The following is a 24,775-nucleotide window of genomic DNA, read 5'->3' as shown; positions in this document are numbered from 1 at the left end:
TACGCCAAGGTTACAGCCGCGCTGCGTGGACAGTCAATGCCGGCGCTGCGGCGAGTTGTGCGAATCCTCGCGTTTACCCATAGAGACAGCGCCGGATATCACGACTAATCTTTGGATACAGAGTACGGAGTTCTGAATAGCAAAGTCGATATTCAGAGGAACCGCTGATTTTCCCTCCCCACGAACAGGATTTGCCATGACGATCAAGGAAGACAAGCTCGAAGGACAGAAGACGAGCGGCGGCAAAGTCGTATCGAAGAAGCTGATTCCGTTTGGCGGCTACTACACGAACAAGGTCCCCGGCCACGACCCCGAACTCACGGAAACCGGCCCAGGCACGCCGATGGGCGAATACATGCGCGCGTTCTGGCATCCCGTGTGCATGTCGATCGAACTGACGGACACACCGCGCTTCCTGAAGATTCTCGGCGAGGAACTGGTGGCGTTTCGCGATGGCAGCGGGCGCATCGGTGTGCTGCACGCGCATTGCGTGCATCGTGGCGCGTCGCTGGAATATGGCGCAATCCAGGAACGCGGCATCAAGTGCTGCTATCACGGCATGGTCTTCGACGTGGACGGCACGTGTCTCCACGTGCCCTTTCCGAACGGCGAAGAGAAGGAAGCCGAGAAATACGCGTGTTCGATACAGCAGGGCGCGTACAAGGCGGTCGAGCGCAACGGCCTCGTATTCGCCTACATGGGGCCGCCGGATGCCGAGCCGCCGTTCCCCGAATGGGAAGGCGACTACACGGTGCTGCCCGGCGACGAGCTTGTGCCTTACAGCAACTTCCAGCATTGCAACTGGCTGCAGGTGCAGGACAACGCCGCCGACAACTATCACCCGACCGCGCTGCATGCAGGCAAGAACGTCGTCAACGGTCACTATCAGGGCACGACATTCGACGAAGTCGGCGCGGCCTCGATGGAAGTCGCGCCCGACATGCATTTCGTGCCGGTGCAGCAGGGCCGCAGTCTCGCGTGCGCCGGTGCGCGCCGCGTCGACAAGGATCGGCTCTTCGTGCGTGTTCAGCATCAGGTGCTGCCCAATCTGAGCCTGCATGCGTACACGTCGGAAGACGGCTCGAAGAAAAAGCTCTTCAGCCGCTTTCACATCGTTCGCTGGACCGTGCCCGTCGACGATGAAAACAGCAAGATGATCGGCTGGCGCGTGATGGGACCGGGCATCGATACACGCGGTGTGGGCGACAAGGAACTCGTTGGCTACGAGTCGATCGACTTCCTCGAGGGACAGGTTGCGCTGCGCCGCCCCGAACGCTTCGGCGAATACAAGCTGGAAGATCTGCCGCCGATCCCGGCGAACCATCGCGAGCGCCCGAACTATAAGGCCGCGCAATACGCGCCCGGCGACTACGAAGCGATCATCAGCCAGCGGCCCATTGCTGTACACGCGCTAGAGAATCCGACCAAGTTCGACGCGGGCCTCTTTCTCTTTCGCAAGATGCTGCGCGATGCGGTGCGTGGCACGAATCCGGCGGCATCGGCGCAGAACTTCGCCGAGTGGTTCCGTGCCAATGCGGGTGCGCCGAACAGCTTCTGTTCGGGCAACGTGTTCGACATTCCGGAAGGCGCGACGGTCGAAGAAGAAGTCACGCGGCGCCGCAAGGTGACCAAGACGATCGTCGCGATCCTCACAGAGAGCGAACGGTTAAAGGGCGATGAACGTGCCGCGTTCGTGCGCGGAAAGTTCGAGGAACTCGAGCAATCGCTGAAGAGTTGAAGCACACGTGTCGCACGGGGCGCGTAGTGCGTCCCGTGCGCGAAGTCAGCACCATTCAGGACATGCAAAATGGCAAGCGAACCCACATCGACATCCGGCGAGCGTACGTTGCAGTTGCTCGTGCGGCAGATTCGTTTCGAGGGCAAGGGTATCAATTCGTATGAGCTCGTCGATCCGCAGGGCGATGAGCTTCCGGTTTTCACGGCGGGCGCGCATATCGACATCCACATCGGCGACGGCATGGTGCGCCAGTATTCGATCTCCAATTCGCCCGCCGAACGCAAGCGCTATGTCATCGCGGTGCTGCGCGACGAAAGTGGACGGGGCGGTTCGAAGACGCTGCACGAGCGCGTGCGCGTTCAGGACATCGTGCGCGTGAGCAGGCCGCGCAACAACTTCCATCTCGTCGATGATGCGAAGAAGGTGGTCCTGATCGCGGGCGGAATCGGCGTGACGCCGTTGAAGTCGATGGCGCATCGGCTCGAAGACGCGGGCATCGATTACGAAATGCACTACTGCGCGAAGGACGCGGGCTGTACCGCGTTTTCAGCCGAGCTCGAACCGATGCGTGCGAATGGCCGCGTGCATTTTCACTTCGATGGCGGCGATCCCAAGGCGGGACTCGACCTTCGACGCTTGCTGAGCGAACCGTCGCAAGGGCAGCACGTGTATTACTGCGGGCCAGGCGGCTTCATGAGCGCATGCGCCGAAGCGACTGCGCATTGGCCTGCCGGTACCGTTCATCTGGAGCACTTCAAGGCGCCGGAACGCATCGTGTCGGAGAGTGCGGCGAATGAACCAGTCGATACGTTCAGCGTGAAGATCGCGAGCACGGGGCAGATGATCGAAGTCGCGAAGGACCAGAGCATTGCCGAAGCGCTCGACAATGCTGGCGTGACGATCGAAACGTCGTGCCACGCGGGCTTGTGCGGGACGTGCAAGGTGCGATATTTGTCGGGCGAAGTGGAGCACAACGACTGCATTCTCGACGACGGTGAAAAGGCCGAGTATCTGACCGCTTGTGTATCGCGTGCGCGAGGCAAGGTGCTGGTGCTCGATCTTTAATCGGCATCCACGCGTCGGCGCCATTCCAGGCGCGTGCGTCCTTGAGGTTCGTAGTGCGTGCCGAAGCGCACGAGGCCATGCTTCCTCAGATGGCACGTCATTTCATAGCTCACGAGCATACCGTTCTCGGTCGGCAGCACGTCAAGGTCGATCGAACGGATGCGCGGCTCGTAGACAAGTAACGTCGCCTCCATCTGCGCCTTGAGTTGATGCGCGGATGCCGGCAGGTTCCGGTAGATGGTGCTCAAATCGGGCAGGCCATAGTCCGGCAGATGTTTGAGCGTACCGGCGCGTGTGTTCAGGATGCGCCTCAGGTTTTCCAGCACGCTCAGGATTTCAAGCGTGTTGTTGTCGTGGCCATCGAGCGGTTTTCCGTCGATATGGCCGAGCAGCAAGTCGTAGAGCGATGGCCCGATCGTCATGCGATTGTGCCTGCTTCGTCGAACTCTACCGCGATGCCTTCGTCATCGGAGAACGAGAGGCGCACGCCTGTGCACGCGTGCTGAGTGGCGGCGCGTGCGAGCAACTCGCGCGCGAGTACCGGCAGGATCTGCTGGTCGAGCAGGCTGTCGATATTGCGCGCGCCCGAATCTGGCAACAGACAGGCACGCACGAGTTCGTCGACCAACGCGTCATCGCAGACGAGCGGCACGTTGAAGCGCCGCTCGATCCGTCTTGTGACTTTATCGAGTTTCATACGCACGATCGACGCCAGCGCATCCGTCGACAGTGGCCGATAGACCACCGTCTGGAACCGCGCGAGCAGCGCCGGCTGAAAGTGCTCGACGAGCAACGGACGGAGCAATTCCATCAGCATGGACGTAGTTGGCACGCCCCCGGGCGCACCCGCTGCCATGATCTCCTCGCTGCCGAGATTGGATGTCATCAGGATCACGGTATTGCGGAAGTCGATCACCCGGCCTTCGCCATCGCGCATGAATCCGCGATCGAACACTTGATAGAACAGGTTCAGCACATCGCGGTGCGCCTTCTCGACTTCATCGAGCAGGATGACGGAGTAGGGCCGCTGACGCACGGCTTCGGTCAGTACGCCGCCTTGCCCATAACCCACATAGCCCGGCGGCGAGCCCTTCAGTTGCGACACGGTGTGCGCTTCCTGATGCTCGGACAGATTGATCGTGATGAGCGCGCGCTCGCCGCCAAACATGAGATCGGCGAGGGTACGCGCGGTTTCGGTCTTGCCGACCCCCGACGGCCCCACGAGCAGAAACACGCCGAGCGGCGCTTCCTCCGACTTGAGCCCCGCCTTGGCGGCGCGCAGGCTCTTGCCGAGCATTGCAAGCGCATCGTCCTGACCGACTACGGCGCGGCCGAGTAGCGATTCGAGATCGAGCAGCGTAGCGAGTTCATCGGACAAAAGGCTGCCGGCCGGAATGCCGGTCCAGTCGGCGATGACGCGGGCGATCGCCGCTTCATCGACCTCCGCGTGGATCAGCGCATCCGAGCCGTGTTGCGCAATGGCCGCATGCGCTCGCGCGCTCGCGCGTTGTAGATCGCGTCGCGCGGATTCATCGGTAGCCGCAGTCCACATTTCGCGGTGTTCGATGAGCGTTTTAATTTTGGCCTTCTGCTCGACGAACGCACGTTCAAGCCGTTCGAGTTCGATCGCGAGCGCCGCAAGCTTCGCGTCGATCGCGGTCAATCTCTCGCTCACATCAGCCGATATGGCGCCTTGATCGCGCACGAGCGCCGTGCGTTCGACTTCCAGCGCCGCGCGTTCCGCCATGCAGGTCGAGATGGCTAAGGGCGTCGCTTCCATGCTCATCTTCACGCGCGCGGCGGCGGTATCGAGCAGATCGACGGCCTTGTCGGGCAACTGGCGCCCCGTCAAATAGCGGCGTGACAGACGCACCGCCGCGCCAACCGCCGCGTCCGTTATATGCACGCCATGGTGCTGCGCATAGCGCTCTTTCAAACCGCGCAGCATCAGGCAGGCGCGTTCGTCGTCGGGTTCATCGACCTTGACCATCTGAAAGCGCCGTTCGAGCGCGGCATCGCGTTCGAAATATTGTTTGTATTCGGACCACGTCGTCGCGGCTATCGTGCGCAACTCGCCGCGCGCGAGGGCGGGCTTGAGCAGGTTCGCGGCGTCCGCTCCACCCGCTGTATTGCCCGCGCCGATCAGCGTGTGCGCTTCGTCGATGAACAGCAGGATCGGCGTCACGGATTGCTGGACGGCTTCGATCACGTTCTTCAAGCGCTGCTCGAATTCGCCCTTGACGCCCGCGCCCGCCTGCAACAAGCCGAGATCGAGCGTGAGCACGCTCACGTTGCGTATGACGGCGGGGACGTCGCCTTCCGCGATTCGGAGCGCAAGACCTTCGACAAGCGCCGTCTTGCCGACACCCGGCTCACCGACGAGGATCGGGTTGTTCTTGCGGCGCCGCGCGAGAATATCGACCATCTGACGAATCTCGACATCGCGCCCGAACACCGGGTCGATCTTGCCGTCGCGCGCCTTTTGCGTGATGTCGATGGTGAAGCGCCGCAGCGCTTCCGACTCGGGTTCCTGCTCCGTTGATGCTGCATAAGACGCTTCGACCGATACCCGATCGAGCTCACTGCGCAAGCGCTCGATTTGCGTCGTGGACACGGAGAGCAAGGGCCACGCATCGGGGGCGCGCAAGAGGTGAGGCGCATCGGCGAGTGCGGCGAATAGATGGGCGGAACGGATCGATGGCGAGTCGCCTTCGAGCGACGCGCGCACCCACGCCGCTTCGAGCCACACTCCAAGCCGTTGCGATAGCCCCGGCTTGCCGCGCAATTCGTGCGGTAACCGGTCGATGGCGGCGAGCAAACCGTTCCAGATCGACTCGACGTCCAGTTCATAGTGTCGCAGGATCGCGACGAGATCGCCGTCGCCCAGTTCGAGGAACTTGATCAGCCAGTGTTCGACATCGATATCGCGATGCGCGCGCGTTTCGCACAGACTCGCCGCAGCGGCGAGCGCGCGGGCGCAATGATCGTTGAGCCGGCGCAGGTACGGGGAAAGTTCGCGTTGGGTCATGACGAAAAGGGCAAGGATGGCGTCGGTCCGCGCGGCGGACCGACGAAAAGAAAACGCTGTTACGAGCGCTCGTTCCAGCTATCGGCGTGGATGATGTTGCCATCCTTGTACGACCACGTGATCTTTTCGTAGCGCAGTTCGATGTCTTCGAGATGATTGTGTTTCTCGAACGACGGGTTCTTGATGTCGAGCATCTTCGGCTTCACCGCGACGACCTTCACGTTGTCGAGCTTCGTGTTGAAGTACTCCTTTTCCTTGCCCGCATCGTCGATCTTGTACCACTTGATCTCGATCGACTTCAGCGTCTGCCCGCTCGTGACGGCCTTGTAGAGATACGGCGTGGACGCGTCGGTTTCCTTCGTGAAGGTGATCGGCGCATGCACACGCGTGCCGGTCAGCTTGCCCGTGTTGTTGTCGGTCGGAATGTTGACGCCGTGATTGAACTCGACGATTTCGACACTGCCTTCACGGCCATTGACCGTGACCGAGCCTTTGATGTCGGCGCCGCCATCGTCCTTGATCCACATGTATGCCGGAATAGCCATTTCTATTTCTCCTTGGTGGGTTGCAGCAAAAGTCCCGAAGCGCCTTGCTTTGGGAAGGATTCGGGTTCACGGAATATCCGGAACCAGCGTGATCTCCACGCGCCGGTTGCGCGCGCGGCCTTCGGGCGCGCGGTTGTCGGCGATAGGTCGCGTGTCGCCGTAGCCCTGGATCGCGAATGCCGATGCGGGCGTCGCGGACGCTTCCATCAGCCAGTCGCGCACGGCGCTCGCACGCGCGATCGAGAGGCGTTGATTGGTTGCGCCGTCGCCGATGTCGTCGGTGTGGCCGGCGATGAGGATTCGCTTGCCGCGCTGTGCGTTGATCATCTCCAGCGCGCCGACCAGCGCGCGCGTCGAGCCGGGCTTGAGTTGCGCGCGGCCGCTGTCGAAAAGCGACATGCTGTCGAGCGTGACGATCGAAGGACTCGGCTCGTACGACGCGATCTTCTGGTTGAGCACAGGCAACAGCGCTGCGCCGCGATACATGCCAAAGCTCAGGCGCAGTGGTACGCCCGTGCGTTCGTATCGATCGAGTTGGTCACGATTGGCGACAAGCGCGGACAATGCGTCGCGGCGCGTGGCGTCGTTGCTGTCAGGTGCGCTTGCATAACGCGTGAGGTTCGCAGTGATCTGATCGATCAACGCCCGATTGTTCTTCGCTGCGCCCCAACACGCGAGCGCCACGGCGCAGGCGAGTATCGCGATCGCGTGGGCGAATGCGCGCAGACGCGGCGGAACCCACGCGCGTTTTGGACATGCGTCGATCAGCGGCTCGGGCAAGGACCACGGTCTCTCCGATCCGGTGAGTGGTGGCAGGACGAGATGCGTGAGCGACCGCAAATGCGCGAGCCAGGGCGAAGCGGGCTGGCTCGCCCCGCCGCAATCGATCCACGCTGCGCCGTGCAGTGGCCACGGCGCGGCGGGCTGGCGAGGGTCCTGCAGCACGCCGTTGACGTACCGCCAGGTCCAGTCGATCAGCGACGCAAGACCCGCAGCACGTGGTTCATGCCGCTCAGCTTCGGCTGCGTGGATGACGGCGTCGAACTGACTGACCGCTGTTACCGGCGCTTCGGCGGACAGGCCGTACCAGTGCGAAGTCGGGCCGTTCTCCTGCGTGAGCCGCTGATACACCGCCAGGTACGCCGGCACACTCGTACCGAGCAAGCGCGTCGTATCGCTGAGCGCCTGCCGATGCGCGCGCAGCATCTGCGTGAGCGAGTCGTGCGTGTGGGCATCGGGTGCGAGCGTCAACACGACGCCATCCAGCGTACGATCGCCGCGCCACGCTCTCGCCGCGAGCGCGAGATCGGGCAGCTTGCGCGGCTTGTCCACGCGCATCCAGATCGCAGTCGCGCCGACATGGACGCTTCGTCCGTTCGCGAAGAGATGTGCGAGCGCATCGCCGAGCACCATGACGAGCGGCATGCGCGAGCGCAGTGCATCCGGCAGATCGCTGACCGCCCGCAACGTCGCGGCGTTGTGTTCCAGCGCGCGTCGCACGCGCATCGAGTGCCACGCGATCAGGGCCGCAGCGGTTACGACTATCGCGAATGTGATACTCCACGCGATGCCACGGCTCAATGGCAGGACCGCGAGCACGACAGCCGCCGCGAGTAGCGCGGCAAATGCGACCAGCGCGCGAAACGGGTAAGCATGGCTGTTCATTTCGCTCGGGCTGCAATCAGGCGCGCGACCTCGGTATCGAGTGCATGCCCCCAGGCGAACCAGACGAGAGCCGCCACGACGCACGCAAACCCCGCTATGGCCCACGGCGAAACGTGCCGCAGCCAGCCGAAGCGATTGCCGCCGCCGCTATCGATGATGAAGCTCGGTTGCGCACCCGGCCGCGCTTTGGAGATCTGCGCGTTGAGCGTCTTGATCAACGCAGCACGTTCGTGCTCGTTCTCATCGCGCGCGTAGCGTCCACGAAAACCGAGGCCCAGTACCGCGGCATAGCATTCGAGCAGTTCGATGTTCGACGGCGTCTCGCGCATGCGCACTGCGAGCCGTTCATACACCTCTTCTCCGGCGTTGTGATTTCCCGAGCGTTCGACCTGCAGCGGATAAGCATCCCATTGCGAGCGTCCGTCGGGCGAAAGGTGCGTCATCGCCATCTCGTCGAGCAGCCCGCATTGCGCATGGATCGCGTCTTCCTTTACGTCGCGCGGAACGTGGCGAGCTTCGAGCGATGCATCGAATTCGTGGACCAGATGCAGACAGCGCTGGCGCAGCACCGGTACGGATTCAGTCGTCGCGCCTTGCGCGAGCAGCGAAACTTGCAGCGCCGTGTCGCGCAGCAAAGCGCGCATCGTGGGTGCTTCGTTCATGACGTCAGCACCGCGTAGAGCTCGAGTGAGGCCTCCGGCACGGAAGCCGGCAGATAGAGCTGGCAGGCCCGTGCGGCGAGCATGCGCGCGTGTGCGGGATCGCTGGCATCGAGGGAGAAGTACTGGTTTTCGAGGCGCACCGGAATGGCGGCCGGCACCCGCTGTACCGCTTTCAAGGGAATACCGGCGAGCGCCGAGTTCACGATGTGTTCGATATCGTCGGGCGAGCCGATCTTGCAGAGCTTCGGAATCTGCTCGATAAGTTGGAATGCGGGCAGCGCGGCATTCACCGACAGGTAATAGTCGGCGCCTTCGAGCAGCCGGTCGTCCCTGAACTGACCGGTCCAGGATGTTGCGCTCCTGTGCGAGAGCCCGATCGGAATGACACGCGACGGGATGATCGCATCGATCAGGTCGCGGATCAGCGTTTCAAGCGTCGTGAAGATCTCATCCTGTTTCGTGTGTTCATACGGCGGGATGGAGGTGAGCGACGTGCCCGTGGAGAAGGTCATCAGCGCGCCGGACAACGTCGCCAGCACGTCGTACAGGCGCTCGGGCGGCTGGTTCGGATGCGTGCCGAGAAACGACAGCCGCGGCCAATGTGTATGCATGCAGTGCAGCAGCCAGAAGAGCGAAACATCGGCGACGCCGAACTCCGCGATCTGGTCGATGCGTTCGCTGCGTCGCGCAGCGAGCGCCGTGCTCTTTGCGAGCAGGATGTCCGAAAGACGCGCGACGCGTTCCCGATGGCGTTCATGCGCGACGAGCGTAAGGCACGGCGGCACGAACGCGCGGTCCAGCTCGAACTGGCCGCGCGCACCGCGCACGAGCCGCGCGATCGGGCACACGACGTCGTCCGCATGCGGCTCGAAATCGAATAGCAGATGCACGGCCTGACGCTCGACCGACAACTCCTCGACGCCGGTTCCATTGAGGTCGGGCACTTCCACGAACTCGTGAAAATAGCGACGCGGACGCGAAAGCGTTTCGTCGCCGAAGCGGCAGTTGTTGCCGTCGGCATTCAGCAGTGGCAGCGCGGCGAGCACGGTCACGCTTTGCACGTCGGCGCCGATGTCGCGCGAAAGATCGCGGGGACGCGGCAGCACATCGGCCCCCGACGTATCGACGAGTGTGCCGTCCGGAAAGCGCAATTTCAGGCGCGTGAGCGTGAGCCGGTTGGCGGCGAATGTGTCTTCGTCGAGTTGAACATCGATGATTCCCCATGGCTCGGCGATGAAGAGGGAGGCAAATTGCCGGTTTGCGGCATTAAGCCATTGTTCCTGTTGCTGAAAATGCTGGGGTGTGAGAATCAGCCCCTCGTGCCAAAGCGGCTTGAAAGTCCGCATAACGATTAATCGCTTATTTTTGGTTTATCGAATGTTTTGTCATTTTAAACATGAACTATGAGGCCTCGTCTATTATTGAGATGAATGTCCTGATTTTGAATGTGTCTCCAAATATTAGGAGCGTGTATCGAATTTAAGAGACTTTCAAGATTTGTCTGTAATGTTCTGCGATTTGTATTTTTCTGGCTCCCTGTCCAGCCACGACAAGCGGGCAATTCCTGCGCTTTAAAACGTTGAATCCATTGGACGCGTTGGACGATAACGAAGAATGACGAATTGTCCTGAAATAATCTTCGTCTTATCTCAAATTAATCCGTGTCTTTACGCTTGACGAAAGTCGGTCTTGCCTGATCTAATAAAAAGTAATAAAAGGGGCGCAACAACGATTCTCGCGCAATATCGCGATGACGCAGGCTGATTCAAAGCAACTGGATAATTGCGGCATTCAACCGGACATGGCCGTGAGTCGTGGCGGCGTCGCTTGCGTGTCGTATAACCATCGATAAAAGAAAGGCGAAACCATGTCAGAAAGTTTCCAGAAAGAGATTCCCAAAGCGCGCGTCAATATTTCGCTGGATTTGCATACAGGCGGGGCGCAAAAGCGCGTGGAGTTGCCGCTCAAGTTGCTGGTCATGGGCGACTACAGCGCGGGTCAGGCCGCTGGCGCGCTTGCCGATCGCAAGAAGATCGACGTCAACAGGAACAACTTCGATGCGGTTCTCGGCGAATTGAACCCCCGGGCTCGTATCAACGTGGAAAACACGCTTGCCAACGACGGATCGGACACGACGGTCGCGCTGAACTTCAAATCGATGAAGGACTTCGAGCCGGAACAAGTGGCCCGCCAGATTCCCGAACTGCAGACGCTGCTGGCAGCGCGCAACCTGCTGCGCGACCTCAAATCGAATCTGCTCGACAACAGCACGTTCCGTCGCGAGCTGGAGAAGATCGTCAGGAACCCGGCGTCGACGGAAAGCTTGCGCGCGGAGCTGGAGAAAATCGGCACCACCGTTTTGCCGCCGGCGGATCACGACTGAACGCCTCTTCGACCGCCAATCAAATCAACTACGCATAACGGGAAGACCATGTCACGCAATGAAGCAGAGGCGCTCGGCGCCGAGACGATCACGCTGGAAAAAGACGGCCCAAGCGTCTACGCGACGCTCTTCGAAAAGATCAACCTGAAGCCTGTTGCGAGTGCTCGTCCGCTCGAAGCGTTCCAGGACAACGACGCGCTCGCCGAAGCGCCGACCGACGAGCGCCTGTCGCGCGCGGTGAGCGTGTTCCTGAAGATGGTCGAGGAGGCGAGCCGCCCGGTGGATCGGGTGGACAAGTCGCTGCTCGATTTTCATATCGATACGCTCGATCAGAAGATCAGCCGCCAGCTCGACGCCGTAATGCATTCGGAGCAGTTTCAGCAGATCGAATCGGCGTGGCGCGGGCTCAAGTTCCTCGTCGACCGGACGGACTTTCGCAAGAACGTGCGCATCGAATTGCTCGATTGTTCGAAGGAAGCGCTTCAGCAAGACTTCGAGGACACGCCCGAGGTGATCCAGAGCGGGTTGTATCGGCACACGTACATCCAGGAATACGACACGCCTGGCGGTCAGCCGATTGGTTCGATCATCTCGAACTTCGAATTCGCCAACTCGCCGCAGGACATTGCGTTGCTGCGCAATATCTCGAAGGTCGCGGCGTCCGCGCACATGCCGTTCATGGGATCGGTCGGGCCGAAATTCTTCGGCAAGGAAACGATGGAAGAAGTGGCCGCGATCCAGGACATCGGCAACTACTTCGATCGCGCCGAGTACATCAAGTGGAAGAGCTTCCGCGATACCGATGACGCGCGCTACATCGGCCTGACGATGCCGCGCGTGCTGGGCCGCCTGCCGTACGGTCCCGATACTGTGCCGGTGCGGGCCTTCAACTATCAGGAAGCGGTCAAGGGTACCGATCACAGCCGCTATCTGTGGGTCAATGCGTCGTTCGCCTTTGCCGCGAACATGGTCAACAGTTTCATCAAGAACGGCTGGTGCGTGCAGATTCGCGGGCCGCAGGCGGGTGGGAAGGTCGCGGATTTGCCGGTGCATCTGTACGACCTCGGCACGGGCTATCAGCCGAAGATTCCAACGGAAGTGCTGATCCCCGAGACGCGCGAATTCGAGTTCGCCAATCTTGGTTTCATCCCGCTGTCGTTCTACAAGAACCACGACTTCGCGTGCTTCTTCTCAGCGAATTCGGCACAAAAGCCCGCGTTGTACGACACGAAGGAAGCGACTGCAAACAGCCGCATCAATGCACGTCTGCCGTACATCTTCCTGCTTTCGCGCATCGCACATTATCTGAAGCTGATTCAGCGCGAGAACATCGGCACGACCAAGGACCGTCGGCTGCTGGAGATGGAGCTCAACAACTGGATCAAGAACCTCGTCACCGAGATGACCGATCCGGGCGATGACTTGCAGGCTTCGCATCCTTTGCGTGAGGCAAAGGTGACGGTGGAGGATATCGAGGACAACCCGGGCTTCTTCCGCATCAAGCTTTTCATCATTCCGCACTTCCAGGTCGAAGGTATGGATATTGGGCTGTCGCTCGTGTCGCAGATGCCGAAGGCGAAGAGCTGAGAGTCGCCGCCATGGGTTCGATGACCTTACCGACGCAGGCTTATACCTTAAGTCTCGCGAAGCAGCCCGCGCCGTTCTCTATGCTGTCGTTCGAGGGGCGCGAGGCGATCAGCGAGACGTACCGGTTCGCGATCGAATTCACAAGCGCGCGGGCCGCGATTCCTGTCGCGGACGTGCTTGGCAAGCCAGCCAAGTTCGCGATCGAACCGATCGACACCCACGCCGGACTGCCTGCGGAACTCGTCGCGCGTCTTGCGAAGGAGCCGGCGCGGATCTTCAGCGGGATCGTCACGGCGTTCGACGAACTCGGTTCGTCGGCCGATGAAACGCGCTATCGCGTCGTGCTCGAGCCGCGTCTGTCGGACCTTGGGCTCGAAATCGGAAGCCGGCTGTTTCAGAACCAGACGGTGCCTGCGATCATCGAATCCGTGTTGCGCCACTATGGCTTTGCCGCGATCGATTTCCAGTTCAAGTTGCGCGCCGAGTATGACAGCCGCGAGTACACCACGCAGTACGGCGAATCGGCGCTTGCGTTCGTCAAGCGCATCGCGGCCGATGAAGGGATATGGTTTCGCTTCGAGCAGAGCGCCGAGCGCGAGATGATTGTGTTCGGCGACGATCTCGATGCCTACGCGCGCGAGCCAAAATTGACCGCACCGTATCGTGAGGAAGGGGGCATGGCGAGCCCGGGCGTGGAATCGGTGATGTCGCTGAGCGAGCATCGTACGCGTGTGGTGCAGTCGGTGACGGTGGATGACTACAACCATCGCACGGCAGGGGTGACGTTGCTGACCGAAGTCAACGCGGCGCGTGACGATGGAACCACGGCGGGCAGCCAGTATCGCTGGGGTGAGCATCACGCGACACCTGACGCGGGCAAACGTGTCGCGACGCTGCGGCATCAGGCCGAGCTGGCGCGTCAGGTGATGTTCGAAGGAAGCGGCAACGTGATCGGCATGACGCCGGGCGCAGTGTTTCGCTTCGGCAATCGGCAGCTTGGCAACGCAGAACATGGCCTGTTGCTGACGACCGCCGTTCACCGCGCGTCTCGCAAGGAAGCTTATACGTGCGCGTTCACGGCGATTCCTTCGGATCGGATCTATCGGCCTTTGGTCGATGAGTCCGCGAAACCGAAGATTACCGGCATCCTTCCTGCGCGCGTGATGTCGCCGGATAACTACAAGTATGCCTATCTCACGCCGCAGGGCTGGTATCGCATTCAACTTCCATTTGATCTCGATACGTGGAGCCCCGGTGGCACGAGCCGGCCGGTGCGGCTTGCGAAGCCCTATGCGGGGCGGGATTATGGGTCTGTACATTATTCATCCGTGACTTCAGCTCCCGATGACAGCACTGCCGTGTGCTACATGGTTCCCGATCGTGTGATTCCGGTCGTCGTGGTGCCGGGGGTGATGGGAACGAATTTGAGTAACAACCAAGACGAGCCCGTATGGGTCGTGGACGATATTGAGTCCCTAGCAGGCTGGTTAGTGAAAGGCGCGGAGTACAGGAAAAACAAACTCGATCCTACTCAGACGAAAGTTATAGACGTTGGATCAATTTCGGCTGGAACGGCGCTTTCCGAAATCAAACTACGTGAGCGCGGGTGGGGAAGCATATCCAAGATGTTTTATGGGGACTTTCTAGTATGGCTGCAAAACGCCCTGAACGATTGTCATCCGGACACCGATCATGGACGAAGCGGTTTGCGCGTCAAGTTGACGCGAGAGCTTGTCGCGCCAAGTCTAGGAAAGCTTTCTGACCCAGAGGTTTCGCTTTCGTATAAATATCAATTCCCGGTGCACGCGGTTGGTTACAACTGGCTCCAATCGAATGCCGATTCCGCATCTCGGCTTGGCAAACAGATCGACGCGATTATCGAAGGCTACCGCAAGCGTCGTTACCGATGTGAAAAAGTCATTCTCGTCACGCATTCGATGGGCGGCCTCGTGGCCCGATATTGCTCGGAAGTCCTCGGATACCGCGAGAAGATCCTCGGCATCGTGCATGGCGTGATGCCTGCGACCGGATCGGCCACTGCCTATCGACGCGTGAAGGCGGGGACCGAACCGGGCGGGGACGTTGTGAGCTATGGCACGAGTCTGATTCTAGGGAACACGTCGAGCAAAGTTATGCCGGTCTTTGCGCAATCGCCTGGTCCGCTTCAGCTTTTACCAAGCCCGGAGTACGGTTCGGGTTGGTTAAAGATCAGGGATGGCGCGCGTTTGATCGAGTTGCCGAGGTTCAATGATCCGTATGGCGAGATATATACGAAGCGCGGCGCGTGGTGGAGCCTCATCGATGAAGAATTACTGGATCCTGAGAAGAAAACCGCGACTGAGAAAAACTGGACGAGTTTCGCAAAGCTAATAACGGAACAGGTTTCTCGATTCCATCAATCGATTAGTGGCCGATACCACTCGCAAACCTATGCATTTTGGGGAGATGACGATCAGCATAAAACATGGGGCGACGTGATATGGCAACGCACTCAGATCTCGTCCTTGTTGAATGGTGATGCATATGACGTCGAGAACAAACCCGTCAATGCGAACGACCTGATGGGAACAATCGATGTAGTGGCGGGGAGCGTTGGCCCAGTCGACATTCACAAGACCTTTAATCTGCAAGCTGCAGCGGAAGACGGCGACGGTACGGTTCCGGTCCGCTCGGGGCGTGCGCCGGCCCGCCACGCTCAAGCGGCGGTCGGGTACAAGGGGGTGGAGCACGGTGGCGCGTATCGCGGACTCCCTCAACAAAAGTTTGTGTTGTGGGGAATCGTGAAACTACTGAAGAACGTGGCGGACACGCCCCTGGAATACAAGGCATGAATCTGCGACGCCTGGTGCAGATCGCGCCGCTGCTGTTGCTCATCGCGGCCTGCAGCAAGAATCCGTTACCGCTGACACAGCCGGAGAAGCAAACCATGACTGAACTGACAGCCAGCCTGAAGACTCGCTGCGTGGGGCGATATCTGATCGACATGCCAAGCGATGCCTTGTCGACGGGATCGGCAACGATTCAGGGCGTCACGTTCGAAGCGACGTCGATGACGAATGAGACGTTTGAACAAGAGATGACCGCACGTGAAACCGAACTGAAGTCAAAGGTCAACCGGCATGGCTACCGAGTACTGTACGACTATGGGCAGATATCGAACACGCCACACAGTCGATATTTCGTCGCATTGCGCGATGTGGACGACACGGCGGATCTGAGTCGGGCAATTGAGGCATACAAGTGGGACGCTGGATATCAGTTGAAGCTCCGGATCGAGGCATCGGATTGGGTACATTCGGAATATAAAAAGAAGGTGCAGGGTACTCCCTATGCAGTTCCTGACATGAGCCTGAACGACGTACCGGAGAAAACGAATCTGGTAATGGATCTCATCAGGAAGGTTCGAGGTCGCGCAGACGACGAGATACCGGCGGAGCCCGGCGTGTGTTTCCTCGGTGGATTTCTGCCGCGAAAGGCAGCGAATGGCGAGGATATTAGTGTGCTGTTTGCGATGAAAGACCGTACCGACGCGTTTTTTACGTTGCAAACTAATACTGACCTCCGTGAACTGCCAAGAGACACTCTTCTCAACCGATTGCCTGATATCCGTTCAAAGATCAAGGATCCCAACGCTAACGGACGCATCATCCGATCAGGAACGGTGCAAGTGGGCGGCATCAAGGCGGAGGAGTTGCTGCTTTCCGGCACAACCACTGCTCGTATAGCGGGACATGTTTTCACGCTGGAAGCAAATACTGCTACGAGTGGTTCCATGACGCCGTATCTTGTACTCGATATGGGCAATGGAAGCATTAATACCTTTGCTCGAAACGGTATCCAGAAGGCCTCCCTAACCGATGGCGAAGCGATCGCCCTGTGGGACACGGTCTCGCGCACGCTACGGCCGCGGCCGAACGGCTTTTAACGAGCGAAGGGGGTCCGATGCTCATTGATTACACACTGCCGTCGATCACACATTCGTTATTAGGTGACGTGCTGTGGTGCATAGTGGCGACCGCAAAGGGCAGCACAGGCACGCCTCTGGAATACAAGGCATGAATCTGCGACGCCTGGTGCAGATCGCGCCGCTGCTGTTGCTCATTGCGGCCTGCAGCAAGAATCCGTTACCGCTGACACAGCCGGAGAAGCAAACTATGACTGAACTGACAGCCAGCTTGAAGACTCGCTGCGTGGGGCGATATCTGATCGACATGCCAAGCGATGCCTTGTCGACGGGATTGGCAACGATTCAGGGCGTCACGTTCGAAGCGATTCCGATGGCGCGGACGGAGTTCGAAGAACAAATAGCCGCGCGCGAAACCGAATTGCTAGCGACAAAGAGTCGCGACGGGTATCAGTTCATGTATGACAGAGGTGAAGTGCGTGGTGTGCCAAACAGCAAATACTTCGTTACGTTGGGCAACTCTAACGCCGACAGCGATCTAGGCCGTGTGATCGAGGCGTACAAGTGGGATGCCGGTTATCAAGTCAAGCTTGAGGTCAAAGCGACTGATTCCATTCACTCGGAGTTTGAGAAACGGGTGAAGGGAACGCCGTATGAGTCCAAGGACTGGAAAGTGAACGACGTACCGGAGAAGACGAATCTGGTATTGGATCTCATCAGGAAGGTCCGAGGTCGCGCAGACGACGAGATACCGGCGGAGCCCGGCGTGTGCTTTCTCGGTGGATTTCTACCGCGAAAGGCAGCCGTCGGCGAAAGCATCAGTGTGTTTTTCGCGATGAAGGACAAGTCGGATGTGAGTTTTGAACTCGCGACCGACACTGACGTGCGAGATAAACGGGAAGACACGCTTCCTGGGCGCCTACGCCAGATCCGATCGGAGATCAAAGAGGCCAATGGTCGTATTATTCGAACGGGGGCCGCAGAGGTGGAAGGCATCGATGCGCAAGAAGTGCTGATATCCGGTACGAGCGTGACCAAGACCGTGGGCCACACCTTCTTGCTGGAGGCCAATACGGCAACCAGTGGAGCGTTAAACCCATTTCTAACGGTCAGCCTTTATGACATTCAAATAGGCGCACTGACAGAAGGGGAAGCGATCGCCCTGTGGGACACGGTCTCGCGCACGCTTCGGCCGCGGCCGAACGGTTTCTGACGGTGCAACACAAATGCCTGTCGATTTCGATCTGCTGCCTCCGGCCCAGTCCCTGCCGTCGCCTCCATCTCGTCTCGTCTGGACGACAGTGTTCTTCGTCGTAGCGCTTATCGGGGTTTTCGCGGTCCTGCTTCTCTGGCCGAAAGAGGAACCTGTCCAGACGCCCTGGTTTTGGACCTGTGTTTCCGTCTATCCGGCCGGCGTCGCCACGTTCGTTGTGTTGCGTCGATACAGTGTGTACGAAGGCGGACGTCTTGATGCCATCGCCTGGAACAACGCGCGTGAAAGATACATGAACGAGATTTTTGACAAGGCGAGCCGCCCCTTGAGCATCCTCGCATCAGGCTATCGGTTCTCGAGCGATCCGGTGGAAAACGCGATCGACGGCGTGCTTTCCGGATTTCTCAAGCTCGCCCAGCAAATCGCACCTGCACCGGATACGCCGCCGGTCAAGGCGCGTTGGTTCGCAAGCCCGGATCGGGACGAGAAGAAGGCAAAGCACGTCAGCGACAGTGACAGACAGCGAGACGTACTCAAATGGCTCTTCGGAGAACTTCTGGACGATGTGGCGGCAACCGTTCGTGACCTTCCGGATGGGACAAGACTGTCGGTGCAACTCGTCTTTGCGGGTTCGGCTATTCCGGACAACGCGCGCAAAACGTGGGAGACAACATGGGCAAATCGAAAATTGCCGCGCGCAGGCACAACGTCACAAATCGAACCCTGCGATCTGATGTCGCTGGATACGTGGCTCGATCGTATAAACGACCGCTGCGATACGGAAGTGCGTCTGTTGGTTTTTGTTCAGCTGCAGCAAGTTATCGAACGCTCACCTCCTCCTGGAAGTGCAGAGGCTGCCGTTGCGATTCTGTTGGCACCGCCGTCGATGATCGAGCAACTGAAGTGGGCGTCCGTCGCGGAAATCCATAGACCGATGACCAGCGAGAACACGTCTGTGGATGAGGCATTGGCATACGCGTGGAAGTGGGGGAAGGTCGCGCCGTCGGACGTCGGGCGCATCTGGCAAAGCGGTCTCGACGTGAGCGCTGCAGGTGACGCGACGCAGTCGTGGGTTAAGGCCGGTGTCGGCGCGACGGCGATCGATCTGGATCACATCGTCGGCCATGCCGGCGTAGCAGCGCCGTGGCTTTCGCTCGCGTGTGCTGTAAAGGCCAACGGATCAGGGAATACGGCCCAACTTCTCGCTACCGGATCAACGGATGGCTCGCAATTCTCGATCGTCCGCGGCACGCAGATCGACATGGTTGATACGAAAGCCCCGCAGCGAGTAGGGACAGACGATAAAACCGGTAGCGACACATAGAGGAGGGTAGAACGATGACTAGACGCTATGACATCGCAAAAGGCGATCGAACAACAGCAGGTGGCATCGTGACCACTGGAGATCCACTTGACAGACTCGGCAATCGGGAACGGGCCTATGAAGGCGATGAAGTCTGGTGCACGGCTTGCCACAACGTCGGGAACATAGTGTGTGTCGGCCCGCGCCTTTCAATGACAGGCCCGGACGGACGCGAAGCAGCGCTAAGCGGCGATTTGTGCATATGCCAGTGTGATCCCCGTCCACTTCTCGTTCCGTCTCAATACGACTCGTTCGTTGACGCATGAACGCCGATTTCGATAAGCCTTTTGGCGGCTTGCCTCGTCAGGTCATTTCAATAACGCTTCGCCTGCATTTGCGTTCATTTGTACGGCGCATGACGTCACCCGCTCGTTGCTCACTTTAATGACATACCGATTCCGGATCGACATCGCCAGCAGTATTCTGTTAGTTGTCTTGTCAGGCGTTGCCGTCTGGTTGAAGGGCAGCGACTGGTTGCATCTTCATTCTCCCGAGCAACGGGCCGGAGTGTTTCTTTTGCTGTGCATCCTGTTCGGTGCGCTGTTTGCGTGGTTCAGTTTCGACGAATCATCGCGACCGGCAGTCGCAGTGCGTCGTATCAAGCACTGGGTCGGCGAGCAAGTCAAAGCGTCGTCCGCGTCATCGTCTGCAGGTGTCAGCGCGCAGGTACATGGTGCACGAGCCGAGTCGCTATACAACGCACTGCGCCAACGCCACGGCTGGCGCTGGCGATTCAGCGATCGCTGGATCGTCGTCACCGGCGATGATCACGTCGTCGTGCGCCTCGCACCAGGTCTCGTCGAAGGCGGCTACGCGATCTCGGACGGCATCGTCGTGCTCTACTCGAAGCAGAAGGATCATCAGATCGACGACGCGTGGATGGATCAAATACGCCGCTTGCGCCGCCGGCGCCCGGTTGATGCGGTCGTCGCAGTCGTGGATTGCCATGTATCCGGCAATCAGCCGATCGACGCAGACCGAACTACGCAGCGTCTCGCGCGCGTCACTCGTTCACTTCGTTGGGCCGCTCCGGCATACCTGCTGAACGTGGCTGTCTCGGATAGCGCGACGTCAGCCCAAGGTGAAGCGTTTGGCTGCACATGGGCGAGCGAACGGATCCTTCAAGCCGACGTCGATGCTTCGGTGCATGCGCTCTCCGACGAATTGGCGGGTGTCGGTGTCGAACGCATCGCAAGCGACAAGACTGATCGCTTTCCAGCCGAACTCTCACGTCACATCGCGCGGGACGCAAGCTCGTTGACCGATCTAGTCACACGAATTGGACTTTCCCGAGCCTCGCACAATGCGATTCATGGCGTGTTCTTCGCTCCCTTGAAAGAGAGCGCTGCCGGAGTTACCGCACCCGAGAAAGCGCAGGATAAAGCCCCTATTGATCGACCGCATGCGGTTTGGCAAGCCGTCGCCGAGCATGCACACCGCCTCCGTGGCCATCGCGTCGGCTTTTCACTATCGTCCGCAACAGCGTGCCTCGTCACATCCGTCATGGCTCTGTGGATCGCCGGCACTTTGCTCTCCGGCTTCTCCAACCGCGTAACGATCCAGACCGCTGCCGACACGGCATCGAAGCTCTCGACCGCGCAAGACCGCACGCAAGCCTCACTCACGCTCGACGCCCTGCAAAAGACGATCGACACCTTCGAAACCCGCCAGCGCAAAGGCAGCCCGTGGTACACCCGCTTCGGCCTGAACCGCGATAAGGAGACGCTCAGAGCCCTCTGGCCCTTCTACGCCGCAGCCAGCAACCGCACTCTGATCCAACCGATCCGCGCAAACCTCGAAGCCGACCTGCGACAACTCGGCGCGCTAACCGATCAGCAGTTCGCGAACGGCGGCGAAGCGCAGATCAAGCGCGCCTATGACAAGCTGAAGGCTTACCTGATGCTGGCCCAGCCGCAACACGCGGACGCCAGCTTCCTTATCCCCGAACTGATGCAAACATCGGAACCCGTGCGCCCCGAATCGTCGCAGATGAGCCCGGGCGCCTGGCACGACCTGACTCAACGCCTCGTCATCTTTCACGCGAACCATCTCGCGCAGCACGGCCCATCGCTCGCGTTCCCTGCCGACGCAAGCCTTGTCAGCACGGCGCGCCAGACGCTCGTCAGCGTGGTCGGCCTGCAGAACTCGACCGACACCGTCTACGAGCAGATCCTCGAAGAAAACCGCAGCAAGTACCCGCCGATATCGCTACAAACGCTGCTAGGCGATGACAACACCAGCCACGGCCTCTTCACCACGAAGGAAACCGTGCCCGGCATCTACACGCGCGCCGCTTGGGACGAACGCATCGGCCGAGCAATCGAAAAAGCCGACGAGCAACGTACGATCACGGCCGACTGGGTGTTAACGACCGCACCTTCGACCACCTCCAAGGGCGTGCTAAAAGAAGCCCTGCGCCAACGCTACTTCGACGATTACGCGCGCAACTGGCAGCAGTTCCTCAACAGCGTGCGCTGGCAGCCGGACACGACGCTATCGGGCACCGTCGACCAGTTGAGCCTCTACGCCGACGCCCAACGCTCACCGCTCTCGGCGCTGTTCAAGGTGATCGCGTTTCAGGCCGCAACAGGTACGAGCGGAGAGTCGCTGTCGGACACGCTCGTCACGAAAGCGCGGGAGTTGATCAAGAGCAGCACGAAGGAGGATCCGTCCAGAGCAAGCCCGCCCTCTGACGCACCGCTCGCCGCCGCATTCGCGCCGCTCCTGCGCTTGGCCGGAAGCGATAAGACTTCGACGCCACAATCCGATCTGAGCCTCCCGCGCTACCTCGAACGCGTCACGGCGGTGCGCCTGAAGCTGCAGCACATCATGGCGAGTCCCGATCCCGACGCCCTGTCCCGCGCGGCGGCGCAGGCGGTCCTGCAGGGCAAGACTTCGGACCTCGGCGACAGTCGCGACTATGCGGGCCGGGTCGCCGCGAGCCTCGGCGAACAGTGGGCGGGTCTCGGCGATGCGCTGTTCCAGCGTCCGCTCGACCAGACCTGGGAGGTCGTGCTCAAACCCGCATCGTCGAGTTTGAACGAGACGTGGCGTGCCTCGGTCGTCGCCGCATGGAATAAGTCGTTTGCCGGGCGCTATCCGTTCGCGGACTCGGACAACGACGCATCGCTGCCGGAGATGGCGCGCTTCCTGCGCGCGGATAGCGGCGTGATCGCGCAGTTCGTCACGACGCAACTCGGTGGCATCCTCGAACGTCAGGGCGACCAGTGGGTCGTCGCGCAGGGGGCGGGACGCAATGCACTGGCCGTCGACCCCGAGTTCGTGCGTTCGCTGAACCGGCTCACGCGCGTATCCAACGTATTGTTCCCCAACGGCGACGCGGGCGTGCGGTACGAACTGCGCGCGATCCCGACGCCCGGCGTCATCGACATGAGATTCAAGCTGTCGGGCCGTGAGCTGCACTATTTCAACCAGAAGGAGGAATGGACGCCCTTCATCTGGCCGGGCGATGCGCTGGAGAATAACGCGCACGTCGAATGGCAGACCGAGCAGGCGGGCGTTCGTTCGGACCTCGATTTCGCGGGCCGCTTCGGCCTGATCCGGCTGCTCGAGCGCGCGACGGTGACGCAGCAGGACGGCGCGCGCTATGTGCTGAAGTGGATGCCGGGTGGACGGACTTCGGTGCCCGCGGCTCGTAAGGACGAACCCGCGCGTCCGCGGATCGAAGCGAGCGTACCGGCTCCGGCGAAAGCGGTGCACATCCGCGACGACTGGAGCGCAGACCCGTCCGCGACGCTCGTGTCCACACCGCTCGCGCTTGCGGCCATCGAAACCAAGCCGGCATCCAGCCCCCGCGCGCCGGTCCAGCCGATCGCGTTGCAGGTGCAACTGCGCAGCGAATCAGGCGCGGGCCCGCTCGATGCCTTGAAGCTGCGCCATTTCACCTTGCCCTCGCGCATTTTCCTGAGCGGCGTCGCAGCAAAGAGCGTGTCGTCGAATCCGCCGCCCTTGCCCGCAGCGGCAATCGAAGCGGCGAAGCACGCCGCGACGCCGTTGCCGCGCAATGCGATGCCGGAGATCGAATGAGCGTCTTCTCGACTCTGCTCAAATCGCTGTTCGGCGCGCGCGATCCTGACGACTTGCTGCGCGAACGCATCGAATCGTGGGCCGCGTGGCTCGAGCCGCTTCCTGGCGACGACGGCATCGGCCGCGACCCGGGCTACGAAGATGCATTCTTCGCGATCAAGGACGAACTCGCGAAGCTCTCCGGCATCGACGTTGCATTGATCGTGCGTTCTTGCGAGCAGTTGCTCAAGGAGTCCGGCAAGGATCTGCGCCTCGCCGCCTACTACGCGTACGCGAGGCTTCGACAGGACGGCACGGCCGGTTTCACTGACGGGCTCGAACTGACCGCCACGCTTGTCGATCGCTTTGGCGAAGCGCTGCTGCCAGCGCGTCTGGAAGCGAAGAAAGGCGCGCTCGACTGGCTCGCGACATCGCGCATGATCGACCAGCTCGCAAGCGTCGGCGATAACGCGTCGTTCGCCCCGGCCGATCTCGAACGCGCGATGGCTGCGCTGAACCTGCTCGTCACGCACACGGCGCAGTGGTCCGAAGCCGCGCGTCCGAACCTGCAGCCGCTCATCTCTCGCTTCGAATCGCATACACAGCCGCTGCAGCCAACGCCCGTGCCCCTGGTGCATGCGGTGGCGCAAGGCGTCGCCGTGCCGATCGCGTCCTCACGCGACCTTCTTGAGCAGACCCGCACGATGGCCCGCTACCTGCGCGATCAGGAGAACGGCTATCTGCCGGCTGCGCGGCTGATTCGCTGCGTGCGCTGGGATACGGTCCACGACCTGCCGCCAGCCGATGCCCAGTCGCGCACGCGTCTGCCCGCGCCGCGCGCCGAGTTGCGCCAGCAGTTTCGCCGGCTCGTGCTGCAAAAGCACTGGCACGAGTTGCTCGAACGAGTAGAGGGCGCGTTCACCGAGGACGCGAATCATTTATGGTTCGACCTGCAGTTCTTCCAGCACACGGCGCTCGATCACGCGGGCAGCCCGTACACCGAATGGCGCGATCTGTTGCGCACCGATTTCGCGCTGCTGCTCGAGCGCCTGAACGGCATCGAGCGGCTCGCCTACAACGACGGCACGCCCTTCGCCGACGACACCACGCTCGACTGGATCGCGCGCCACGCTGTGGTGCGCGATCTGGAGGCAGGCGAGACGCTGGCGCCGCTGCCCGTATCGGGCGACGAAAACGATACGAGCGGCTGGGTCGAGATGGAAGCCCAGGCGCGCGATCTGTTCGCAAGCCAGGGGCTCGATGCGGCGTATGCGTGGCTGTCGGGCCTGCCCGGCATCCAGTCGGATCGACAGCGCTTCCTGCAACGCTGGCTGATGGCGCGGATCGCGGACCACGGCGGTAAATCCGACATCGCGCTGCATCTCCTGACCGATCTGAACGAAGCGACCGGACGATTCGGCCTTGTGCGGTGGGAGCCCGCATTGACCTTCGAGGTCAAGCATCACCTGCTGCGCGTGCTGAAAGCGGCGCTGACCCGGAAGGACGCCGACAAACCCGCGTTGAGCCGTCGCGTCGAGCAGCTACAGAGCGAACTGACCGTGCTCGATCCGGCTCGCGCCGTAGCGCTCTAAACGA

The 24,775-nt window shown here is 60.7% G+C and carries 18 protein-coding genes; 11 read left to right on the top strand and 7 right to left on the bottom strand.

From position 1 onward, the window contains the following. Positions 1-196 precede the first annotated feature (196 nt). Positions 197-1,738 carry a Rieske 2Fe-2S domain-containing protein gene (locus tag AWB65_RS11025; protein WP_087667197.1) on the top strand — a complete coding sequence of 514 codons (1,542 nt, stop codon included), beginning with the start codon at positions 197-199 and terminating at the stop codon, positions 1,736-1,738. Positions 1,739-1,807: 69 nt separating this feature from the next. Next, complete coding sequence (locus AWB65_RS11020; protein ID WP_087667196.1) at positions 1,808-2,803, top strand: PDR/VanB family oxidoreductase; 996 nt, start codon at positions 1,808-1,810, stop codon at positions 2,801-2,803. On the opposite strand, the gene tssE is transcribed toward AWB65_RS11020, so the two are convergent. From tssE to tssK, 6 genes are all read right to left on the bottom strand, one after another. Next, a complete protein-coding gene (gene tssE / locus AWB65_RS11015; protein WP_087667195.1) occupies positions 2,800-3,225 on the bottom strand; it encodes a type VI secretion system baseplate subunit TssE in 426 nt (141 codons plus the stop codon). The genes AWB65_RS11020 and tssE overlap by 4 nt on opposite strands. Then, positions 3,222-5,831: a type VI secretion system ATPase TssH gene (gene tssH / locus AWB65_RS11010; protein ID WP_087667194.1), complete on the bottom strand. Its 2,610-nt coding sequence runs from the start codon at positions 5,829-5,831 to the stop codon at positions 3,222-3,224. The genes tssE and tssH overlap by 4 nt, the downstream gene beginning before the upstream one ends. Before the next feature lie 59 nt (positions 5,832-5,890). Beyond that, positions 5,891-6,376, bottom strand: a complete 486-nt coding sequence (locus AWB65_RS11005; protein WP_087667193.1) for an Hcp family type VI secretion system effector — start codon at positions 6,374-6,376, stop codon at positions 5,891-5,893. A gap of 66 nt (positions 6,377-6,442) precedes the next feature. Then, on the bottom strand, positions 6,443-8,041 hold the full coding sequence (locus AWB65_RS11000; protein ID WP_087667192.1) for an OmpA family protein: 1,599 nt from the start codon (positions 8,039-8,041) through the stop codon (positions 6,443-6,445). After that, on the bottom strand, positions 8,038-8,703 hold the full coding sequence (locus AWB65_RS10995) for a DotU family type IV/VI secretion system protein (RefSeq protein WP_235007587.1): 666 nt from the start codon (positions 8,701-8,703) through the stop codon (positions 8,038-8,040). The genes AWB65_RS11000 and AWB65_RS10995 overlap by 4 nt, the downstream gene beginning before the upstream one ends. Beyond that, complete coding sequence (tssK, locus tag AWB65_RS10990) at positions 8,700-10,049, bottom strand: type VI secretion system baseplate subunit TssK (protein ID WP_087667191.1); 1,350 nt, start codon at positions 10,047-10,049, stop codon at positions 8,700-8,702. Before tssK ends, AWB65_RS10995 begins: the two co-directional genes overlap by 4 nt. A 521-nt stretch (positions 10,050-10,570) precedes the next feature. Here tssK and tssB point away from each other — a divergent pair. The 7 genes from tssB to AWB65_RS10955 all read left to right on the top strand — a co-directional run bounded on the left by tssB (position 10,571) and on the right by AWB65_RS10955 (position 19,419). Continuing rightward, entirely contained in the window at positions 10,571-11,086 is a 516-nt protein-coding gene (gene tssB, locus AWB65_RS10985; RefSeq protein WP_087667190.1) for a type VI secretion system contractile sheath small subunit, read from the top strand. Positions 11,087-11,134: 48 nt separating this feature from the next. After that, complete coding sequence (gene tssC, locus AWB65_RS10980; protein ID WP_087667189.1) at positions 11,135-12,673, top strand: type VI secretion system contractile sheath large subunit; 1,539 nt, start codon at positions 11,135-11,137, stop codon at positions 12,671-12,673. Positions 12,674-12,684: 11 nt separating this feature from the next. Then, positions 12,685-15,504 (top strand): Tle4 family T6SS lipase effector, encoded by a 2,820-nt coding sequence (gene vgrG / locus AWB65_RS10975; protein WP_087667188.1) that lies wholly within the window; start codon positions 12,685-12,687, stop codon positions 15,502-15,504. Continuing rightward, positions 15,501-16,598, top strand: coding sequence for a T6SS immunity protein Tli4 family protein (locus tag AWB65_RS10970; protein WP_087667187.1), 1,098 nt, complete (start codon positions 15,501-15,503; stop codon positions 16,596-16,598). Before vgrG ends, AWB65_RS10970 begins: the two co-directional genes overlap by 4 nt. A 130-nt stretch (positions 16,599-16,728) precedes the next feature. Next, a complete protein-coding gene (locus AWB65_RS10965) occupies positions 16,729-17,790 on the top strand; it encodes a T6SS immunity protein Tli4 family protein (RefSeq protein ID WP_087667186.1) in 1,062 nt (353 codons plus the stop codon). Positions 17,791-17,803: 13 nt separating this feature from the next. Continuing rightward, positions 17,804-19,114 (top strand): KPHS_23130 family T6SS system protein, encoded by a 1,311-nt coding sequence (locus AWB65_RS10960; RefSeq protein ID WP_125474112.1) that lies wholly within the window; start codon positions 17,804-17,806, stop codon positions 19,112-19,114. Positions 19,115-19,128: 14 nt separating this feature from the next. After that, positions 19,129-19,419, top strand: a complete 291-nt coding sequence (locus AWB65_RS10955) for a PAAR domain-containing protein (protein ID WP_087667184.1) — start codon at positions 19,129-19,131, stop codon at positions 19,417-19,419. 424 nt (positions 19,420-19,843) lie between these two features. Here AWB65_RS10955 and AWB65_RS36905 read toward each other — a convergent pair whose 3' ends face one another. Continuing rightward, entirely contained in the window at positions 19,844-20,101 is a 258-nt protein-coding gene (locus AWB65_RS36905) for a hypothetical protein (protein ID WP_235007586.1), read from the bottom strand. 555 nt (positions 20,102-20,656) lie between these two features. Between AWB65_RS36905 and AWB65_RS10950 the strand changes: the two genes are divergently transcribed. Together AWB65_RS10950 and tssA are read left to right on the top strand one after the other, a co-directional pair. Further along, positions 20,657-23,200, top strand: coding sequence for an ImcF-related family protein (locus AWB65_RS10950; RefSeq protein WP_235007585.1), 2,544 nt, complete (start codon positions 20,657-20,659; stop codon positions 23,198-23,200). Next, positions 23,197-24,771: a type VI secretion system protein TssA gene (gene tssA, locus AWB65_RS10945; protein ID WP_087667182.1), complete on the top strand. Its 1,575-nt coding sequence runs from the start codon at positions 23,197-23,199 to the stop codon at positions 24,769-24,771. Before AWB65_RS10950 ends, tssA begins: the two co-directional genes overlap by 4 nt. The last annotated feature ends 4 nt before the right edge of the window (positions 24,772-24,775 follow it).

Origin of the sequence: Caballeronia humi (genome assembly GCF_001544475.1) — a bacterium.
In the GTDB taxonomy this organism is placed as follows: Bacteria; Pseudomonadota; Gammaproteobacteria; order Burkholderiales; family Burkholderiaceae; genus Caballeronia; species Caballeronia humi.
The sequence above is the reverse complement of the archived record's forward strand: the minus strand, read 5'-3'. Positions and strand labels throughout refer to the sequence as shown.